This is a genomic window from Halomonas sp. H10-9-1 (genome assembly GCF_040147005.1).
GTDB lineage: Bacteria > Pseudomonadota > Gammaproteobacteria > Pseudomonadales > Halomonadaceae > Halomonas.
This window is the reverse complement of record NZ_JAMSHO010000001.1, coordinates 1,173,272-1,190,075: the sequence shown is the minus strand read 5'-3', so window position 1 is coordinate 1,190,075 and position 16,804 is coordinate 1,173,272. Positions and strand designations below refer to the sequence as shown.

Genomic DNA, 16,804 nt, shown 5'->3' with positions numbered 1-16,804 from the left:
GCCCAACCCTAGCGAACGCTTGGTTGGGCGGCAATCCCCTCTTTTGTCGGAGCCGGATCAGGCGTAGCTATGGAAGCCGCGGCCGCTCTTGCGCCCCAGATAGCCGGCAGCCACCATGCGCCTGAGCAGCGGGCAGGGGCGATACTTGGGATCGCCGAAGCCCTCCTGCAACACCTCCATGATCGAGAGGCAGACGTCCAGGCCGATCAGGTCACCCAGCGCCAGCGGGCCCATGGGGTGGGCGGCGCCCAGTTGCATGGATGCGTCGATGTCCGCGGCGCTGGCCACGCCCTCCTGGAGCAGGAAGGCCGCCTCGTTGATCATCGGCACCAGCAGGCGGTTGACCGCGAACCCCGGAGAGTCGCCGATGGCGACGGCGGTCTTGCCCAAGGCCTCGGTGAGCGCTTCGATGCGCGCCACGGTGGCATCAGAGGTCTGCTCGGCGCGAATCACCTCGACCAGCTTGAGCACCGGCACCGGATTGAAGAAGTGCATGCCGATCACCCGCTCGGGGCGTTCGCACACCGCGGCCAGCCGGGTCAGCGACAGCGAGGATGTGTTGGAGGCCAGGATGGCGTCGTGGGTCAGACGGCTCAGGTCGCGGAATAGCTTCTCCTTGAGCGCCGGCTGCTCGGGGGCGGCCTCGATGATCACCTCGCAGTCGCGCAGGGCATCCAGTGCCGTGGAGGCATCCAGGCGCGCCAGGGCGGCGTCCTTGTCGGCTTCCGCGAGCCTGTCCTTGGCCACCAGTTTGCCCAACCCCCTGTCGATGGCCCCGCGGGCGCGCTGAAGCTGCTCGTCGGCCACGTCATAGAGCTTGACGGCGAAGCCGCTCTGGATCAGTACCTGGGCGATGCCCTGCCCCATGGTGCCGGCACCCACCACGCCGATCGCTTGCTCACTCATTGCACTCTCTCCTTGGTTTTTTGGGCTGGGCAATTATTGCTTGCGCGCTTCGTCGCGCAGCACGAACTTCTGTATCTTGCCGGTGGAGGTCTTGGGCAACTCGGTAAAGACCACCGTCCTGGGCGCCTTGAAGTGCGCCAGGTGCGTCCGGCAATGGTCGATGATTTCCTGCTCGGTGACCTCGCCGTAACCGACCTTCAGCTTGACGAAGGCACAGGGGGTCTCGCCCCACTTCTCGTCGGGCTTGGCCACCACCGCGGCCTCTTCCACCGCCGGGTGCGAGTAGATGCAATCCTCCACCTCGATGGTGGAGATGTTCTCGCCGCCGGAGATGATGATGTCCTTGGAGCGGTCCTTGATCTCGATGTAGCCGTCCGCATGCCACACGGCCAGGTCGCCGGTATGGTACCAGCCGCCTTCGAGCGCCTGTTCGGTGGCCGCCGCGTTCTTGAGGTAGCCCTTCATCACGTTGTTGCCGCGCATCAGGATCTCGCCGATGGTCTGACCATCCTTGGGCACCGGTTCCAGGGTGTTGGGATCGGCCACGCAGAGCGCCTCCAGCATGTGGTAGCGCACCCCCTGGCGAGACTTGAGCTTGGCTCGCTCCTCCATGGGCAGCTCATTCCAGGCCTCGCGCCAGGCGCAGGAGGTGACCGGACCATAGACCTCGGTGAGGCCGTAGACGTGGGTCACGTCGATGCCGAGCTTCTCGACGCCGGCAATCACCGAGGCAGGCGGTGCCGCACCCGCGGTGGTGACCTTCACCGGGTGATCGAAGTCGCGCTTGTCCTCGGCGGGCAGATTGACCAGGCCGTTGAGCACGATGGGCGCGCCGCTGAAGTGGGTCACACCCTCGTCGGCGATCAGGTCCATCACCTTCTTCGGCTCCACCTTGCGCAGGCAGACATTGGTGCCGGCGGCGGCGGCGATGGTCCAGGGGAAGCACCAGCCGTTGCAGTGGAACATCGGCAGGGTCCACAGGTAGACCGGATGGTGGGGCATCGCCCACACCAGGATGTTGCTGGTGGCGTTCAGGTAGGCACCGCGGTGATGGTAGACCACCCCCTTGGGCTTGCCGGTGGTCCCCGAGGTGTAGTTCAGCGAGATCGCCTGCCACTCGTCCTCGGGCAGCCGGTAAGGGTGGGCCGGGTCACCCTCGGCGATCAGCGCCTCGTACTCCAGCTCGCCGATGGCACGCCCCTCGGGCATGAATTCGGGGTCCGCCACATCGATGATCAGCGGCTTGTCGTCCAGCTTCGCCACCGCCTCCTCGATGACATCACTGAACTCGGGGTCAACCAGGATTGCCTTCGCCTCGCCGTGCTCCAGCATGTAGGCGATCGCTTCGGCATCCAGGCGGATATTCAGGGTGTTGAGCACGCAGCCTGCCAGCGGCACGCCGAAGTGGGCCTCGAACATCGCCGGTACGTTGGGCAGCATGGCGGCCACCGTCTCGCCCGGCTGGATGCCGCGCTTCGCAAGCGCAGAGGCGAGCCGGCGGCAGCGCTCCCAGGTGGTACCCCAGTCGCGACGGATCTCGCCGTGGACCACCGCCGGGTAGTCCGGATAGACCGAGGCGGTACGCTCGATAAAGGTCAGCGGCGAGAGCGCCACGTGGTTGGCCGGCGTCTGCGGCAGGCCCTGTTCGAAGATGCTCTGGCTCATGGGAGGCTCCGTGATCTGGCGCTTGGCCATGGAAGAATTCGTGGACCGAAAGGAGGCCGCCGGCGCAGGGCCGGCGGCGAATCGAAGCGGGAATCAGTGGGGGGTGGCGTCGAAGGCTGCCAGGCTCGCCATGCCGGCCTCGATCACCGCACGCTGGGCGCGGCCCAACGGCAGCCACTGACGGATAGCATAGTCGGCACTCTGGCGCTTGGCCGAGTAGAACGGCTCTTGACTGCCGCTGGCCTGGGCGGCACTGGCCTTGAGGGCCGCCCGTCCCATCTGCCAGGCGCACAGCACGTGACCGGCGAGATTCAGGAAGGGAGTCGCGTAGGCCTGGACGGCATCGGCGCCACTCTCGGGGTCGGCACCCGCCTCCAGCACCGCCACCATGGCGGCACGCAGGTCGGCGGCACCCCCGGCCAGGCTCCTGCCGAGCTCGACGTGTTCGGCACTCGCCTCGAGCTCCGCGGCGGTGGCTTCCACTTTATCGATCAGGCCCTCGAGGGCCGCACCGCCGTCGCGCTGCAGTTTCCGCCCCGCCAGGTCCAGCGCCTGAATGCCGTTGGTGCCCTCGTAGATCGGGGCGATTCGCGCATCGCGCAGCAGTTGGGCGGCGCCGGTCTCCTCGATGAAGCCCATGCCGCCGTGGACCTGAACCCCCAGCGAGGCGATCTCCACTGCCTGGTCGGTGGAGAAGGCCTTGACCACCGGGATCAGCACGTCGACCCGCGCCTGGGCCGCCTTGCGCTCGTCATCATCGGCGGCGTGGCGGGCCACGTCGAGCTGGGCGGCGCAGTAGAGGGCGAGCGCCCGCAGGGCATCGGTGCGCGCCCGCATGGAGAGCAGCATGCGGCGCACATCCAGGTGGTCACTGATGGTGCAGTCGCTGCGACCGGAGCGCGGGCTGCGCCCCTGGGTACGCTCCAGGGCGTAGGCGAAGGCGTGCTGGCAGGCGCGCTCGGCCACGCCGATACCCTGGATGCCCACCTTGTGGCGCGCCTCGTTCATCATGGTGAACATGTGGTTGAGGCCGCGCCCCTCCTCGCCCACCAAGTAGCCGGTGGCGCCGTCGTTCTCGCCGAAGGCGAGGGTGCAGGTGGGCGAGCCGTGGATGCCCAGCTTGTGCTCGATGGAGGCGCAGGTGACGTCATTGCGGCTGCCCAGCGAGCCGTCCTCGTTGACCAGGAACTTGGGCACCAGGAACAGCGAGATGCCCTTGTTGCCCTCGGGGGCATCGGGCTTGCGCGCCAGCACCAGGTGGATGATGTTCTCGGCGGCGTCGTGCTCGCCCCAGGTAATGAAGATCTTCTGGCCGAAGAGCCGGTAGCTGCCATCCTCCTGGGGCACGGCGCGGGTGCGCACCTTGGAGAGGTCCGAGCCGGCCTGGGGCTCGGTGAGGTTCATGGTGCCGGTCCAGGTGCCCTCGACCAGCTTCGGCAGGTAGGTCGCCTGCTGCTCGTCGCTACCGTGGTGGGCCAGCGCTTCGATGGCACCGGCGGTCAGCATCGGGCACAGGCCCAGCGCCATGTTGGCGCCGTGGAGCATCTCCTGGACCGAGCTTGCTACGACCTCGGGCAGCCCCTGACCACCCAGCGCCTCGGAGACGCCGATGCCGTTCCAGCCACCCTCGGCGTAGGCCTGATAGGCCTCGATAAAGCCGTCGGGTACGCTGACGCCACCATCGTCGCGCCGGGCGCACCCCTGGCGGTCGCCGCTGGCATTGAGCGGCGCCCATACCTCACCGGCGAGCTTCGCCGCCTCCTCCAGCACGGCCTCCACCAGGTCGGGGCTGGCCTCCTCGAAGCCGGGTAGCGAGAGCGAGCCGTGCTCGAGCAGTTCCTCGAGCACGAAGCGGAGGTCGCGGACGGGGGCGGCGAAGGGAGTCATCGAAACACCTCAGGGAAAATGATAACGCCGATAGTAGATTCCCTACTTTTCGCCGGCCATTAGCCCTAGGTCGCAGACGATCTCAGGCACCGTGTCGCAGACGCCCTCAGCGCCCCTCGGCGGGCTCCAGCGCCAGTTCCGCCTGGGTCGGCGCCTCCCCGGGCTCGGCCTCCTCAAAGTAGGCGACATGCGACTCGTCGGGCGGCGGCGGGCCCACCAGCGGCTCCGCCACCTCCACCTCGGGCACGGCGTCGGAGAGGTCCTCCATGTGCTCGTGCTCGATGGCGCCCTGCACCAGTTCCTCGGTGACCACCAGCTCGGCGCCCGCGGCGGACATCGGCGCGGTGGGATGGAAGGGCGCCACCGGCACCGGCGCCGGGCGCACGCTGCGTCGCCAGCCGAAGAAGGCCACCAGGAAGAGCCCTATGGCCCCGAAGCTCCAGAACAGGCCGGCATCGCCAAGCAGCGTCATCACCGGCGAGATCAGCGGCGGGCTCACCGCCGAGCCGATGGCGTTGATCAGCAGCAGGCCCTGGCTCATGCGCACCAGCGCTCCCGCCGGGGCGCGGTCAGCGGCGTGGCCCAGCGCCACCGGGTAGAGCGAGAAGACGCCGCCACCCAGCAGGAACAGCAGCCCGGCCAGGCTCCAGGTATTCAGCGGCAACCACAGCATCGCCGCGGAGATCAGCGCGCAGAAGGCCCCGATCAGGATCAGTACCAGCTGGCGGTCATGGCGGTCCGACCAGCGCCCCACCGGGTACTGCAGCAGCAGCGCCCCGAGCACCACCACCGCCATCATCTGGCCAACGCGATCGACCGAGAAGCCGGCGCGCTGCAGGTAGAGCGGCAGCAGGGCGTAGACCCCCGCCACGACAAGCCCCGAACCGAAGCTGCCCATCACCCCGGTTGGGGTCAGCATGATCAGGCGCAGGGGCGAGAGCGGCTCGGCCTTTTCAACCATCGGCGTGAACTGAGGGATCATCGCCATGGGCAGCACCGAGAGCGAGGCGAGCATGCCGATCACCATGAACGACGACGCCCCGCCCATGGCCTCGGTGACGCCCAGCAACAGTTGGCCGAGCACCCCCGCGGCGTAGAGCGCAATCATGTAGAGCGCCAGCAGGCGGCCACGCACCCGGGCTTCCCCCGAGGCCAGCAGCCAGCTCTCGATCACCAGGTAGACCCCCACCGTGGCCCAGCCGCCCACCAGACGCAGGGCGAACCAGGCCCAGGGATGTTCCACCAGCCCCTGCAGCAGCACGGTGACCGCCACCAGCGAGGCGAAGCTACCGTAGGCGCGGATATGGCCGATGCGCAACAGCAGGCGGTCATTCAGCATGGCCCCCAGCGCCAGGCCAATGAAGTAGGCCGCCGACACCCCGCCGATCACCGCCGCCGACTCCCCGGCGGCGTCCAGGCGCAGGGTGATCAGCGTGGCCAGGAAGCCGTTGCCGATACCGAGGATGAAGAGCCCCAGCAGGGGAGCGAGGGCCATGGCCAGCAGTTGCCGCGACATTGCATGCCTCACACGGGAAGGAGGTAGAAGAGAAGAGTGGCAGATGCGCCGCAAAGGCGCCTGGCAGGAGGCATCGAGACGCCCTCGCCCGCCATGCTGAGCGCGCGAATCATACGCCCGATCATCCGCCAGTCAATCGCTTTTCCGGAGCCGGGGACGATGCCAGCGTTTTCTTCCGGCAACGGAGGGCATTTCGGCAATATCCTCCGCCATCAGCTCGGCCTCTTGTGCAGCAGCACCACATCGGCGGCGGGAAACTCGATGCTCATCCCGAGTTCATCGGCCAACCAGCGGAAGGTCGCCTCGCCGAAGAAGCTCACATGGGTGGGATCGAGAATATAGTGCCAGCGGGTGAAGGCGGCGTGGTCGGTGACCCGCTTGGTCATCAACCCGAGCCAGCCACCGGGCCGCAGCAGGCTCGCCAGCCTCGCCAGCTCCTTGCCGGGCGCGAACAGGTGCTCGACCACCTCGGTGGCGGTGATGAAATCGTAGGACTGTTCAAGTACCGAGGCGCCGGGGGCATAGAAGGGGTCATAGATCGCCATGCGGTGACCGGCCTCCTCGAACATCACCGACAGCGTCGGCCCCGGCCCGGCGCCGAAGTCGAGCCCACGGGCACCGTGCTCGAGCCTGGCCTTAAGCGGTTCGAAGAGCCGCGACAGGAAGCGCCGGTAGCCGGGGTCGTCCGGCGAGTTCTCGTGCTGGTCGTAGACCGCCCGCTCCGCTTGGGGATCGAGCCGGAAGGCCGGCGGCACGAAGACCAGCGTGCAGCATCGGCAGCGGTGGTACTCGCGCCGCGCATCGCAGTGGTAGAACGCCGTATCGGCGGATGCGCATAGCGGGCAGGTCGGCATCATCGTATCCTCTGTGGCAGAGCCATTTACGCCTGAACAATCCTGCAAGGAGAGACGAATGCTGTCAGGTCTGGACCATCTGGTCATCACCGTGACCGACATTTCCCGCGCCGTGGACTTCTACTCCCGGGTGCTGGGGCTGGAGGTACGCTACCGCGATCGCGAACGCGTCGACCTGATCCTCGGCGACCTGGCCCTGCGCCTGCACTGGACCGCCACCGATATCGAGCCCCGGGCCGCCACGCCGACTCCCGGCAGCCTGGACCTCTGCCTGCGCAGCCTGCTGCCGCTGGATGAGGTGGCCCGCCACCTCGAGGCACTGGACGTGGAGATCGAGCTGGGGCCGGTACAGCGCCAGGGCGCCACCGGGGCCATCGAGTCCCTCTATCTGCGCGACCCGGACGGCAACCTGCTCGAGATCAGCCGACCGCTGCGCAGCGCACCCGACGCCGACTGAGACCTCCAACACTGGCATTGCCGCCCTCGCTGGGTATCATGGGTGGCCAGCTTTCCATACCGAACCAGGACGTTAGCCCACGCCATGAGCGACAACCTGCAGAACGACAATGTGGTCATCGAGAGTCCCGAGCCGGTCGACACGACGCTCCCCATGGTCATCTACGCCCTCTACCTGGCGAGCATCGTCACCGGGGGACTCACCGCCCTGGTTGGCGTGGTGATCGCCTATGTCTACCGCGGCAAGGGGCCGGAGTGGCTCGACCAGCACTATCGCTACCAGGTACGCACCTTCTGGATCGGCCTGCTCTACTTCTGCCTGTCCGGCGTACTGATGTTCGTGCTGATCGGCTTCGTGCTGTGGCTGGTGGCCGTGGTGTGGCTGGTGATCCGCTGCGTCAAGGGCTTCAAGGGGCTGCAGGAGAAGCGTTCTCCCGAGAACGTGGACACCTGGCTGGTGTAACGGCATGGCCAAGGCTTCTTCCCGCACGAGCGCACTGCAGGCCCGCGCCATCGAGACCCTGTGGCGATCGCTGGCCGGTCGCCGGCTCGCCACCCTGTGGCGCCTGGCGCGCCTGATCGGTCCGCTGGTGCGGCGTTTCAGCCGCCGCGAGCGCGAGGTCACCGAGGCAAACCTGGCCCAGGTCTACCCGGAGCAGAGCGCTGCCGATCGTCGCCGCCTCACCGGCGAGAGCCTGACCCACTCCGCCGCCACCATGCTCGAGATCGGCTTCGCCTGGATGGGCGAACCCGGTCGGGTCGAGGCCTCGATACTCGCCGTGCATGGCCGTGAACTGCTCGACGAGGCGCGCGCCGAGGGGCGTGGAGTCATCGTGCTGGCCCCCCACTTCGGCAACTGGGAGGTGCTCAACTTCTGGCTCTCCAGCCACTTCCCCTTCACCGCCATGTACGAGCCACCCAAGATCATCGAGCTCGACGCCGTGACCCGCGCCGGACGCGAACGCATGGGGGCGAGCCTGGTGCCCACCAATCCGCGCGGTGTGGCCGCCTTGCTCAAGGCGCTCAAGCGCAGCGAGGCGATCGGCATCCTGCCCGACCAGGAACCGAACTGGGGCAGTGGCGTCTTCGCGCCCTTCTTCGGTCGTCTCGCCTACACCGCCACCCTGCTGCCCAAGCTCGTCGCCCGCACCGAGGCCCGTGTGGTCACCGGTGTGGCACGCCGGATTCCCGGCCGGGGCTTCGAGATCCACTTCCTGCCCGCCGACCAGCGCGTCTATCAGGCAGACGAGGTCGAGTCGGCCACCGGGGTCAACGCCTGCGTGGAGGCCGCCATCGCCCTGGATCCCGCCCAGTACCAGTGGGAGTACAAGCGCTACCGCAAGGTGATCCAGGAGCAGGAAGGCCATCCCGAGCACCGCCGCTTCCGGATCTACTGACCCCTTCCACTACGGAGACGACCATGGGTTATCGCTTCAGCGACCTTACCGCCGCCTGCCACGCCGACTGGCGCGCCTATATCGAGCACGACTTCGTACGCGACCTGGGTAACGCCACCCTCGCCTCAGACGCCTTTCGCCACTACCTGCAGCAGGACTACCTGTTCCTGATCCACTTCGGTCGCGCCTATGCCCTGGCGGCCTACAAGAGCCGTGATATCACCGAGCTGCGCCATAGCCTGGAGGGCCTCAAGACCATCATCGATGTCGAGCTTGGCCTGCATATCGACTACTGCCGGGACTGGGGCATTTCGGAGGCCGACCTTGCCGAGCTGCCGGAAGCGCGCGCCACCATGGCCTACACCCGCTACGTGCTGGATACCGGCAACCGCGGCGACCTGCTCGACCTGCATGTGGCCCTGGCCCCCTGCCTGGTGGGCTACGGCGTGATCGCCGACTGGCTCAATTCACGCCCCGCCACCCTGCGCGGCAACGCCAACCCCTATGACGCCTGGATCGCCATGTACGAGAGCGAGGAGTTCCAGGCCGCCCGACGCACCGAGGAGGCCTGGCTCGACGCCCGCCTGGCCGAGGTCACCCCGCGTCGCTTCGACGAGCTCGTCCAGGTGTTCCGAGACGCCACGCGCCTGGAGATCGACTTCTGGCAGATGGGGCTGGACCGCAGCCTGTGACGGAGCCCGCCCGGGAGCGGCGACGGTCACGCCCGAAGTGACCCGGCACCCCAGACGCAGGACGCCCCCGCTGCTTGGCAGCGGGGGCGTCGCGCATTACAACGGGTAGTGCCAAACATCAGAAGCGATAGCGTACGCCAACGCTGGCGGCATCGAAGTCGTACTGGTCCTCGTCGAGATAGCGCATGTAGTCGGCACCCAGCGCCAGGTTGGGCGCCACGTCGAACTCGGCGCCGGCACCGTAGGAGAAGCCCGACTCGCTGTCGACGTCGAAGTCCACGTCGGTCATGCCGGCCAGGCCATAGAGGCGGAACTCCTGGGAAACCGGCAGGATACCCTTGGCATAGAGGCCCACCAGGGAGTCGAGCTCCACGCTCCCATCGGAGCCGCCGCCACCCAGGTGGCCCTCCACGGCGAAGTAGTCGTTGAACTTCAGACCGCCGTTGACGCGCAGGCCGGTGCCATCACGGCTGTCGGCACGACCATCGGGATCGACCTCCCAGAACATGGCGTCACCACCCACATAGCCCTGGGGATAGGGAGGCTGCTGGGCCTGGGCAGCGGTGGCGCCGGCGGCGAACAGGGCGGAAGTCAGAGCGGCAATGGTCAGGGTCTTCATGACGTACTCCTCATTAATGAACACCGTTTCCTAACGCCGATAAGTGTGGTCCCTCTACGACAATGTATCAAGGGACAAATGTGTAAAGTTGCGCTACGCCGCGTCGGCGAGTGGCGACATGCCGCCCACCTGTACTCCCGGCTATACTGAGCCTTCACGCTGGACAGGACCCGAGGATGCGCCACTGGTTGATCGCCAATACCCGGGCCGGTAACGGCTCCCGCGGCGAGGGCTTCTGGAAGCCACGCCTCGAGCGCGCCGGCATCACCTCGCTGCAGGTGCGTGATCTCGCCGAGGATGATTGGGAGACGGCGCTTTCGGCCGACGATATCGTGCTGGTCGCGGGCGGCGACGGCTCGGTCAACCGGGCTGCTCGCGCGTGTCATGCCTGCGGAGCCATCCTGGGCGTGCTGCCGTCGGGTACCGCCAACGACTTCGCCAGGAACCTCGGCCTGCCGGAGGATCCCGATGCCCTCTGCGAGCTGGTCGCGCGGGCACCGAGCGCGCGGGTCGATGTCGGCTGGCTCGATGACCAGCTGTTCCTCAACGTGGTCCATGTGGGCCTCGGCACGCTGCCGGCCACTCAGGCCTCACCGCGCCTCAAGCGCTGGCTGGGGCGCTTCAGCTATGCCGCCGTCCTGCCGCAGCTGCGCCGCCTTGGGTTGCTGCGCGGCTTCCAGGCGCGCCTGGAGACCGACAACGAGATCATCGAGGAGCGCTGGCTGTCGCTGGCCATCGCCTCGGGGGCCTTCTTCGGCGGCGGATCAAAGGTGCCGGGCGCCTGTGCCTGGGATGCCACCTGACCCTGGTGGCGGTACGCCCACACCCCTGGTGGCGCCTGCTCTGGACCTTCATGGTCACTCGCCTGCTCGGCCATACGCCGCAGGATGACGACAGCGTGCTGGTGCGCCGGCCGTCGACATGCCGCATCGCCATGCATCACGGGCACCGGGTGACCGCCGACGGCGAGTCGTTGGGCCACTTCCGGGAGCTGACGCTACGCGTCGAGCCTGCGGCGCTACGAGTGATTGTCGGGCCCTGCTGAGCCACCTTCACTCCTGCTTCGACAGCCCCAGGATCACGATTCCCGCCAGTACCAGGCCACCCCCCAGCTGTTGAACGGGCGACAGCGTCTGGCCGAGCACCAGGTAACCCAGCACCAGTGCCGCCACCGGCTCCATGTTCATGGCCGGGGCATTACGCGCCATGTCCAGGCGCGGCACGCTGATGAACAGGATGGAAAAGGCCACGCCGTAGAAGAGCCCCAGCGCGGCCAGGCCCCAGGCACCGGCAAGGCTCTGTGGCAGGTCCATGCCGCCCGGAACCAGGCCGGCGACGCCTGCCGCCAGCATGCTGACCAGCACCGTGAGCATGGTCAGCAGGCTGCGCAGGGTACTGCCCACCTCGTCCAGGTGGTGCTCGGTGATCCACAACGCCCAGGCGAAGACGAAGGCGGCGGCCAGCCCCTGCCCCACGCCGAGGAACCAGCCGGATCCCATGGCACCGGGGTCGGCGAGCCAGGTCGGTACATCCAGCACCACCACCAGGCCGACGAGGATCACCCCCATGACCAGCGCCGCCCGCGGCGTCGGGCGCGGCCCGCCCATCGCCCAGCTGATCAGCGCCAGCTGGATCGGCAGAGTGTTCATCAGCAGCAGTGCCACCACCACCGGGATGCGCGCCACCGCCGAATAGAGGGAGAGGCTCTGCACCACCACCAGCAAGCCCACCAGCAGTTGCCAGCCGGCGGTGCCGGCCGGCAGACGCAGCGACTTGCGCTGAAACATCACCAGGGCACCTAACACCACCAGCGCCACGCTGGAGCGCACCAGGATCGCCAGCAGCAGCCCGGTGCCCTCGTCGAAGGCCACCCGCGCGGCGACATGATTGGCGGCGAACAGCGTGGCCACGCTACACAGCAGCGTAATGGCCAGCGGGCGGGGAAGTATGGAGGCTTTCGACATGGGGCTTCCTTGCGTAAATAATCTGGAAACAGTGGCTTCGCCAAAAAACATGACGAACATCAAATAATTGGCACTACCGGTGACGGGACACCATGTTAGCCTAACGTCTCACCCTGTCCACGAGACTACCCGATGCGCGACCCGGTCCTGGTGATCAACTGCGGCTCCTCTTCCATCAAGTATGCCCTGGTACCCGAGGATCCGGCCCTGCCTCGCCAGTCGGGCCTGGCCGAGCGCCTGGGCGTCAACGATGCGCGGCTGAAGGGGGTCGATGCCGACGGACGCGTGTTCTCACAGCCCCTGCACGGCGCCGACCACGCCGAGGCCATGGCCGTGATCCTCGAGCGCCTGGGCGGCCCGCCCCCTGCCGCGGTGGGCCACCGTATCGTGCACGGCGGCGAGCGCTTCACCGGCGCCACCCGTATCGACCCCGCCGTGCTGCGCGCCATCGAGACCACCGGCGCCCTGGCTCCGCTGCACAACCCCGCCAACCTGGTGGGGGTGCGCGCCACCCTGGCGCTGTTCCCGGCATTGCCCCAAGTCGCGGTGTTCGATACCGCCTTCCACCAGAGCCTGCCGCCGCGTGCCTACCGCTACGCCCTGCCCCAGCACCTCTATGCCCAGCACGGCATCCGTCGCTACGGCTTCCACGGCAGCAGCCACGCCTACGTCAGCGGGCGCGTCGATCATCTCTCCACCCGCGCCCATGGCGGCTGGCTGGTTGCCCATCTGGGCAATGGCTGCTCGACCTGCGCCGTGTGGCAGGGCCAGAGTGTGGATACCAGCATGGGCCTGACTCCCCTGGAGGGCCTGGTGATGGGTACCCGCAGCGGCGACGTCGACCCCGGCCTGCACGCCCACCTGAGCCGGCAGCTCGGTTGGTCGCTGGAGCGTATCGACACCCTGCTCAACAAGGAGAGCGGCCTGCTGGGCCTTTCCGGGATCTCCAACGACATGCGCCGCCTGGAACAGGCCGCCGCCGAGCACCATCCCGGCGCCGAACTCGCCATCGAGGTGTTCTGCTATCGCATCGCCAAGTCCCTGGCCGCCCTCTCCTGCTCCCTGCCGCGACTCGACGGTATCGTCTTTACCGGCGGCATCGGCGAGAATGCCAGCGCGGTGCGTGCCCGGGTGATAGAGGCCCTGCCCCACTTCGGGCTGCGCCTCTCGGCCACGGCCAACGCCGAGACCGTGGGCGGCCAGGAGGGCCGCATCGATGCCGGAAACGCCGGGCCCGAGCTCTGGGTGATCCCCACCGACGAGGAGGGCCAGATCGCCTTCGAGACCCGCCAACTCCTCAGCGAGACTCCCGCATGACCGTCAGCTCCATACGCCCCGAACCCCGCACCCTGCTGCTGGTGCCCACCGGCACCGGCGTTGGCCTCACATCCGCCTGCCTGGGATTGATTCGCGCCCTGGACACCCTGGGCCTGAAGGCCAGCTTCCTGCGCCCCTTTCGCCAGGACGAGATCAACGGGCCCGGGCCGGACCGCTCCACGGCACTGGCCCGCAGCACCCTGGGCCTCAGCGCCCTCGAGCCGCTGCCCCAGGCGCGCGTGGAGAAACTGCTGCGCGACGACCGCATCGCCGACCTGATGGAGGAGGCGGTCGCCAGGCACACGCGAGCCGCCGCCGGCGAGGAGGAGACACGCCCCGACCTGGTGGTGGTCGAGGGCCTGGTGGCCAGCCCCCAGAGCAGCTATGCCGGCCAGCTCAACGCCGAGCTGGCCCGCGCCCTGGATGCCAGGGTGATCCTGGTGGCCGACGGTGACCTGAGCGATCCCCGCCAGCTGGCGGAGCAGCTCGACATCCACGCCCAACCCTTCGACGGCGCGCGCTCCTCGCGCACCCTGGGCTGCATCCTGATGCGCGTGCGCCCGCTGCCGGAAACGGCCAGCACGCCCCCGCTCGCCGCTCCCGAACTGGCCGCCAACACCAACGGCGAACTGGCCGATACCCTGCGCCAGTACCTGCCCGCCCTGGATGGCCAGCAGTTCCGGCTGATCGGCGCCGTACCCTGGCACGACGCCCTCTCCGCGCCGCGGGTCATCGATGTGGCCCGCGCGCTGGGCGCCCAGTTCCTGCACGAGGGCGAGGCCGCCACGCGCCGGGTGATGGGCACCAGCCTGTGTGCGCGCAGCGCCTCCCGGGCACTGCATGTGTTCAAGCCGGGCCGCTTGATCGTCTCCCCGGGCGATCGCGACGACATCCTGCTGGCCAGCGCACTCGCCACCATGAACGGCGTGCCGCTGGCCGGCGTGCTGCTCACTCACGGCGAACAGCCCAGCGCGTCGATGGTGGATATCTGTCGCCCCGCACTGCGCAGCGGCCTGCCGGTGCTGGCGGTGGACTCGGACAGCTTCGACACCGCCAAACGCCTCGATCGCATGGCCAACGATATCCCCATCGACGACGACGAACGCGCCGAGCAGGTGACGCGCTTCGTCGCCGGCCATCTCGACCTCAAGTGGCTCAAGGAGACCCTCAGCCAGGGCTATCCGCGTCGCCTCTCCCCTGCCGCCTTCCGCCACCAGCTGGTGCGGCTGGCCCAGCGCGCTGCCCGGCGCATCGTGCTCCCAGAGGGCAGCGAGCCGCGCACCGTGGAGGCCGCGGTGATCTGCCAGCAGCGCGGCATCGCCCACTGCGTGCTGCTCGGCAGGCGCGAGGAGATCCAGGAGGTCGCCAGCCAGCGTGGCATCGAGCTGCCAGAGGGGCTCGAGATCGTCGATCCCGGCGCCATCCGCCAGCGCTACGTGGCGCCCATGGTGGCGCGCCGGGCCGGCAAGGTGAACGAGCTCACCGCCGAGGACCAGCTGCAGGACAATGTGGTGCTCGGCACCATGATGCTGGCCGAGGGCGAGGTCGACGGCCTGGTCTCCGGGGCCGTGCACACTACCGCCAACACCGTGCGTCCCGCCTTCCAGCTGATCAAGACCTCCCCGGACTACCGCCAGGTATCGTCGGTCTTCTTCATGCTGCTGCCCGAACAGGTGGTGGTCTATGGCGACTGCGCGGTGAATCCAACCCCGGACGCCGAGACCCTGGCCGAGATCGCCATCCAGAGCGCTCGTTCGGCGGCGGCCTTCGGCATCGAGCCGCGAGTGGCGATGATCAGCTACTCCACCGGAGAATCCGGCTCCGGCGCCGATGTCGAGAAGGTACGCCAGGCCACGCGCCTGGCCCGTGAACGCGCGCCGGACCTGTGCATCGACGGCCCGCTGCAGTACGACGCCGCGGCCATCGAGAGCGTCGGTCGCCAGAAGGCACCCGACTCGCCGGTGGCCGGGCGCGCCACGGTGTTCGTGTTCCCCGACCTCAATACCGGCAATACTACCTACAAGGCGGTGCAGCGCAGCGCCCGCGTGGTCAGCGTCGGTCCCATGCTCCAGGGCCTCAACAAGCCGGTGAACGACCTCTCCCGTGGCGCCCTGGTGGACGACATCGTCTACACCATCGCCCTCACCGCCATCCAGGCGGCCCAGGCCAGTTGAGCGCTCGACATTGTCCGCCGCCGCCGCCACGGCTGGCCCCGGCCCGGTAATGGGAATATGCTTGAGAAACCCGTTGCCTTCGCACTGGAAGGCCAGAACCAAGATGGAGTAAAGAGATGCCCGGCTTGCTTCCCGATGTCGACCCCGATGGCCTGCTGGAATACTCGGTGGTCTATACCGACCGCTCGCTGAATCACATGTCGGCTCGTTTCCAGAAGGTGATGCGCGAGGTCTCCTCGCACCTCAAGGAAGTCTACAACGCCCATAGTGCGGTCATCGTGCCCGGCAGCGGCACCTTCGGCATGGAGGCCGTCGCCCGCCAGTTCACCAAGGGCCGCCGTGCCCTGATACTGCGCAACGGCTGGTTCAGCTACCGCTGGAGCCAGATCCTCGAGATGGGCCACATCCCCGCCGACATCAACGTGCGCAAGGCGCGTCGCCTCGACGAGGATGACACTACCTCGCCGTTTGCCCCCGCGCCGCTGCAGGACGTGATCGACACCATTCGCGACACCCAGCCCGACATCGTCTTCGCCCCCCACGTGGAAACCTCCTCGGGCATGATGCTGCCCGACGACTACATCCGTCAGGTGGCCGACGCCATCCACGAGGAGGGCGGCCTGTTCGTGCTCGACTGCATCGCCTCCGGCACCATGTGGGTGGACATGCAGGACCTCGACGTCGACGTGGTGATCAGCGCGCCGCAGAAGGGTTGGAGCGCGTCGCCCTGCTGCGCCATGGTGATGCTCTCCCGCCTGGCCCGCGAGACCATCGAGGAGACCACCAGCACCAGCTTCGCCTGTGACCTGAAGAAGTGGCTCTCGATCATGGAAGCCTACGAGAATGGCGGCCATGCCTATCACGCCACCCTGCCCACCGATGGCCTGGTGACGCTGCGCGACGTCATGCTCGAGATCGAGCAGTACGGCCTCGACAAGGTCCGTGACGAGCAGCAGGCGCTGGGCAGCGGCGTGCGTGAACTGCTCGCCGACTTCGGCTACAAGAGCGTGGCAGCCCCCGGCTACGAATCCCCCGGCGTGGTGGTCTGCTATACCGACGACCCCGGCATCGTCGGCCGCTTCGCCGAGGAGGGGCTGCAGCTCGCCGCCGGCGTGCCGCTGATGTGCGACGAAGGGGACGGGTTCCAGACCTTCCGTATCGGGCTGTTCGGCCTGGAGAAGCTGCACCACCACCAGCGCAGCATCGACACCCTGCGCCAGGCCCTGGAGAAGGTCGCGAAGCCGGTCCCGACCCAGCCCGACGAGGCCTAAGCGGACTCTCCCAGCCGATCACGCCTGCACGATGCAAGAGGGCGGCCCCATGGGCCGCCCTCTTCACGTTCTCATTCGGATGCGCA

The 16,804-nt window shown here is 68.0% G+C and carries 16 protein-coding genes; 9 read left to right on the top strand and 7 right to left on the bottom strand.

Translation table 11 applies throughout. The features are described from left to right. Window positions 1-57: 57 nt before the first annotated feature. The 5 genes from NFH66_RS05345 to NFH66_RS05325 form a co-directional block, all read right to left on the bottom strand. Window positions 58-906, bottom strand: coding sequence for a 3-hydroxybutyryl-CoA dehydrogenase (locus NFH66_RS05345; RefSeq protein WP_349608922.1), 849 nt, complete (start codon window positions 904-906; stop codon window positions 58-60). Window positions 907-939: 33 nt separating this feature from the next. Continuing rightward, window positions 940-2,571, bottom strand: coding sequence for an acyl-CoA synthetase (locus NFH66_RS05340; protein WP_349608920.1), 1,632 nt, complete (start codon window positions 2,569-2,571; stop codon window positions 940-942). Window positions 2,572-2,664: 93 nt separating this feature from the next. Beyond that, window positions 2,665-4,458 (bottom strand): acyl-CoA dehydrogenase, encoded by a 1,794-nt coding sequence (locus tag NFH66_RS05335; protein WP_349608918.1) that lies wholly within the window; start codon window positions 4,456-4,458, stop codon window positions 2,665-2,667. A 106-nt stretch (window positions 4,459-4,564) separates the two neighbouring features. Then, entirely contained in the window at window positions 4,565-5,974 is a 1,410-nt protein-coding gene (locus NFH66_RS05330; protein ID WP_349608916.1) for an MFS transporter, read from the bottom strand. A gap of 212 nt (window positions 5,975-6,186) precedes the next feature. Then, on the bottom strand, window positions 6,187-6,831 hold the full coding sequence (locus NFH66_RS05325; RefSeq protein ID WP_349608914.1) for a class I SAM-dependent methyltransferase: 645 nt from the start codon (window positions 6,829-6,831) through the stop codon (window positions 6,187-6,189). Between the two features lie 55 nt (window positions 6,832-6,886). Between NFH66_RS05325 and NFH66_RS05320 the strand changes: the two genes are divergently transcribed. From NFH66_RS05320 to tenA, 4 genes are all read left to right on the top strand, one after another. Then, on the top strand, window positions 6,887-7,285 hold the full coding sequence (locus NFH66_RS05320) for a VOC family protein (RefSeq protein ID WP_161432562.1): 399 nt from the start codon (window positions 6,887-6,889) through the stop codon (window positions 7,283-7,285). 84 nt (window positions 7,286-7,369) lie between these two features. Then, window positions 7,370-7,747, top strand: a complete 378-nt coding sequence (locus NFH66_RS05315) for a DUF4870 family protein (protein ID WP_161432563.1) — start codon at window positions 7,370-7,372, stop codon at window positions 7,745-7,747. Between the two features lie 4 nt (window positions 7,748-7,751). Beyond that, window positions 7,752-8,681, top strand: coding sequence for a lysophospholipid acyltransferase family protein (locus tag NFH66_RS05310; protein WP_349608911.1), 930 nt, complete (start codon window positions 7,752-7,754; stop codon window positions 8,679-8,681). Between the two features lie 23 nt (window positions 8,682-8,704). Further along, on the top strand, window positions 8,705-9,373 hold the full coding sequence (tenA, locus tag NFH66_RS05305; protein WP_349608909.1) for a thiaminase II: 669 nt from the start codon (window positions 8,705-8,707) through the stop codon (window positions 9,371-9,373). Window positions 9,374-9,491: 118 nt separating this feature from the next. Here tenA and NFH66_RS05300 read toward each other — a convergent pair whose 3' ends face one another. After that, window positions 9,492-9,992: a porin family protein gene (locus NFH66_RS05300; protein ID WP_161430353.1), complete on the bottom strand. Its 501-nt coding sequence runs from the start codon at window positions 9,990-9,992 to the stop codon at window positions 9,492-9,494. 176 nt (window positions 9,993-10,168) lie between these two features. Between NFH66_RS05300 and NFH66_RS05295 the strand changes: the two genes are divergently transcribed. Beyond that, the gene (locus NFH66_RS05295) at window positions 10,169-10,795 is read left to right on the top strand and encodes a diacylglycerol/lipid kinase family protein (protein WP_349608906.1); all 627 of its coding nucleotides are present in this window, start codon (window positions 10,169-10,171) and stop codon (window positions 10,793-10,795) included. Between the two features lie 5 nt (window positions 10,796-10,800). Further along, window positions 10,801-11,037 (top strand): diacylglycerol kinase family protein, encoded by a 237-nt coding sequence (locus NFH66_RS05290; protein WP_349608905.1) that lies wholly within the window; start codon window positions 10,801-10,803, stop codon window positions 11,035-11,037. Window positions 11,038-11,044: 7 nt separating this feature from the next. Here NFH66_RS05290 and NFH66_RS05285 read toward each other — a convergent pair whose 3' ends face one another. Further along, on the bottom strand, window positions 11,045-11,956 hold the full coding sequence (locus tag NFH66_RS05285; protein WP_349608903.1) for a DMT family transporter: 912 nt from the start codon (window positions 11,954-11,956) through the stop codon (window positions 11,045-11,047). A 132-nt stretch (window positions 11,957-12,088) separates the two neighbouring features. Between NFH66_RS05285 and NFH66_RS05280 the strand changes: the two genes are divergently transcribed. From NFH66_RS05280 to NFH66_RS05270, 3 genes are all read left to right on the top strand, one after another. Continuing rightward, window positions 12,089-13,273 (top strand): acetate/propionate family kinase, encoded by a 1,185-nt coding sequence (locus tag NFH66_RS05280; RefSeq protein ID WP_349608901.1) that lies wholly within the window; start codon window positions 12,089-12,091, stop codon window positions 13,271-13,273. Continuing rightward, window positions 13,270-15,447, top strand: coding sequence for a phosphate acetyltransferase (pta, locus tag NFH66_RS05275; RefSeq protein ID WP_349608899.1), 2,178 nt, complete (start codon window positions 13,270-13,272; stop codon window positions 15,445-15,447). The genes NFH66_RS05280 and pta overlap by 4 nt, the downstream gene beginning before the upstream one ends. A 116-nt stretch (window positions 15,448-15,563) precedes the next feature. Continuing rightward, the gene (locus NFH66_RS05270; protein ID WP_349608897.1) at window positions 15,564-16,718 is read left to right on the top strand and encodes an aminotransferase class V-fold PLP-dependent enzyme; all 1,155 of its coding nucleotides are present in this window, start codon (window positions 15,564-15,566) and stop codon (window positions 16,716-16,718) included. The last annotated feature ends 86 nt before the right edge of the window (window positions 16,719-16,804 follow it).

Coding starts and splice junctions, on each gene's coding strand:
- NFH66_RS05345 (WP_349608922.1), bottom strand. CDS start 906: ATGAGTGAGCAAGCGATCGGCGTGGTGGGTGCCGGCACCATGGGGCAG.
- NFH66_RS05340 (WP_349608920.1), bottom strand. CDS start 2,571: ATGAGCCAGAGCATCTTCGAACAGGGCCTGCCGCAGACGCCGGCCAAC.
- NFH66_RS05335 (WP_349608918.1), bottom strand. CDS start 4,458: ATGACTCCCTTCGCCGCCCCCGTCCGCGACCTCCGCTTCGTGCTCGAG.
- NFH66_RS05330 (WP_349608916.1), bottom strand. CDS start 5,974: ATGTCGCGGCAACTGCTGGCCATGGCCCTCGCTCCCCTGCTGGGGCTC.
- NFH66_RS05325 (WP_349608914.1), bottom strand. CDS start 6,831: ATGATGCCGACCTGCCCGCTATGCGCATCCGCCGATACGGCGTTCTAC.
- NFH66_RS05320 (WP_161432562.1), top strand. CDS start 6,887: ATGCTGTCAGGTCTGGACCATCTGGTCATCACCGTGACCGACATTTCC.
- NFH66_RS05315 (WP_161432563.1), top strand. CDS start 7,370: ATGAGCGACAACCTGCAGAACGACAATGTGGTCATCGAGAGTCCCGAG.
- NFH66_RS05310 (WP_349608911.1), top strand. CDS start 7,752: ATGGCCAAGGCTTCTTCCCGCACGAGCGCACTGCAGGCCCGCGCCATC.
- tenA (WP_349608909.1), top strand. CDS start 8,705: ATGGGTTATCGCTTCAGCGACCTTACCGCCGCCTGCCACGCCGACTGG.
- NFH66_RS05300 (WP_161430353.1), bottom strand. CDS start 9,992: ATGAAGACCCTGACCATTGCCGCTCTGACTTCCGCCCTGTTCGCCGCC.
- NFH66_RS05295 (WP_349608906.1), top strand. CDS start 10,169: ATGCGCCACTGGTTGATCGCCAATACCCGGGCCGGTAACGGCTCCCGC.
- NFH66_RS05285 (WP_349608903.1), bottom strand. CDS start 11,956: ATGTCGAAAGCCTCCATACTTCCCCGCCCGCTGGCCATTACGCTGCTG.
- NFH66_RS05280 (WP_349608901.1), top strand. CDS start 12,089: ATGCGCGACCCGGTCCTGGTGATCAACTGCGGCTCCTCTTCCATCAAG.
- pta (WP_349608899.1), top strand. CDS start 13,270: ATGACCGTCAGCTCCATACGCCCCGAACCCCGCACCCTGCTGCTGGTG.
- NFH66_RS05270 (WP_349608897.1), top strand. CDS start 15,564: ATGCCCGGCTTGCTTCCCGATGTCGACCCCGATGGCCTGCTGGAATAC.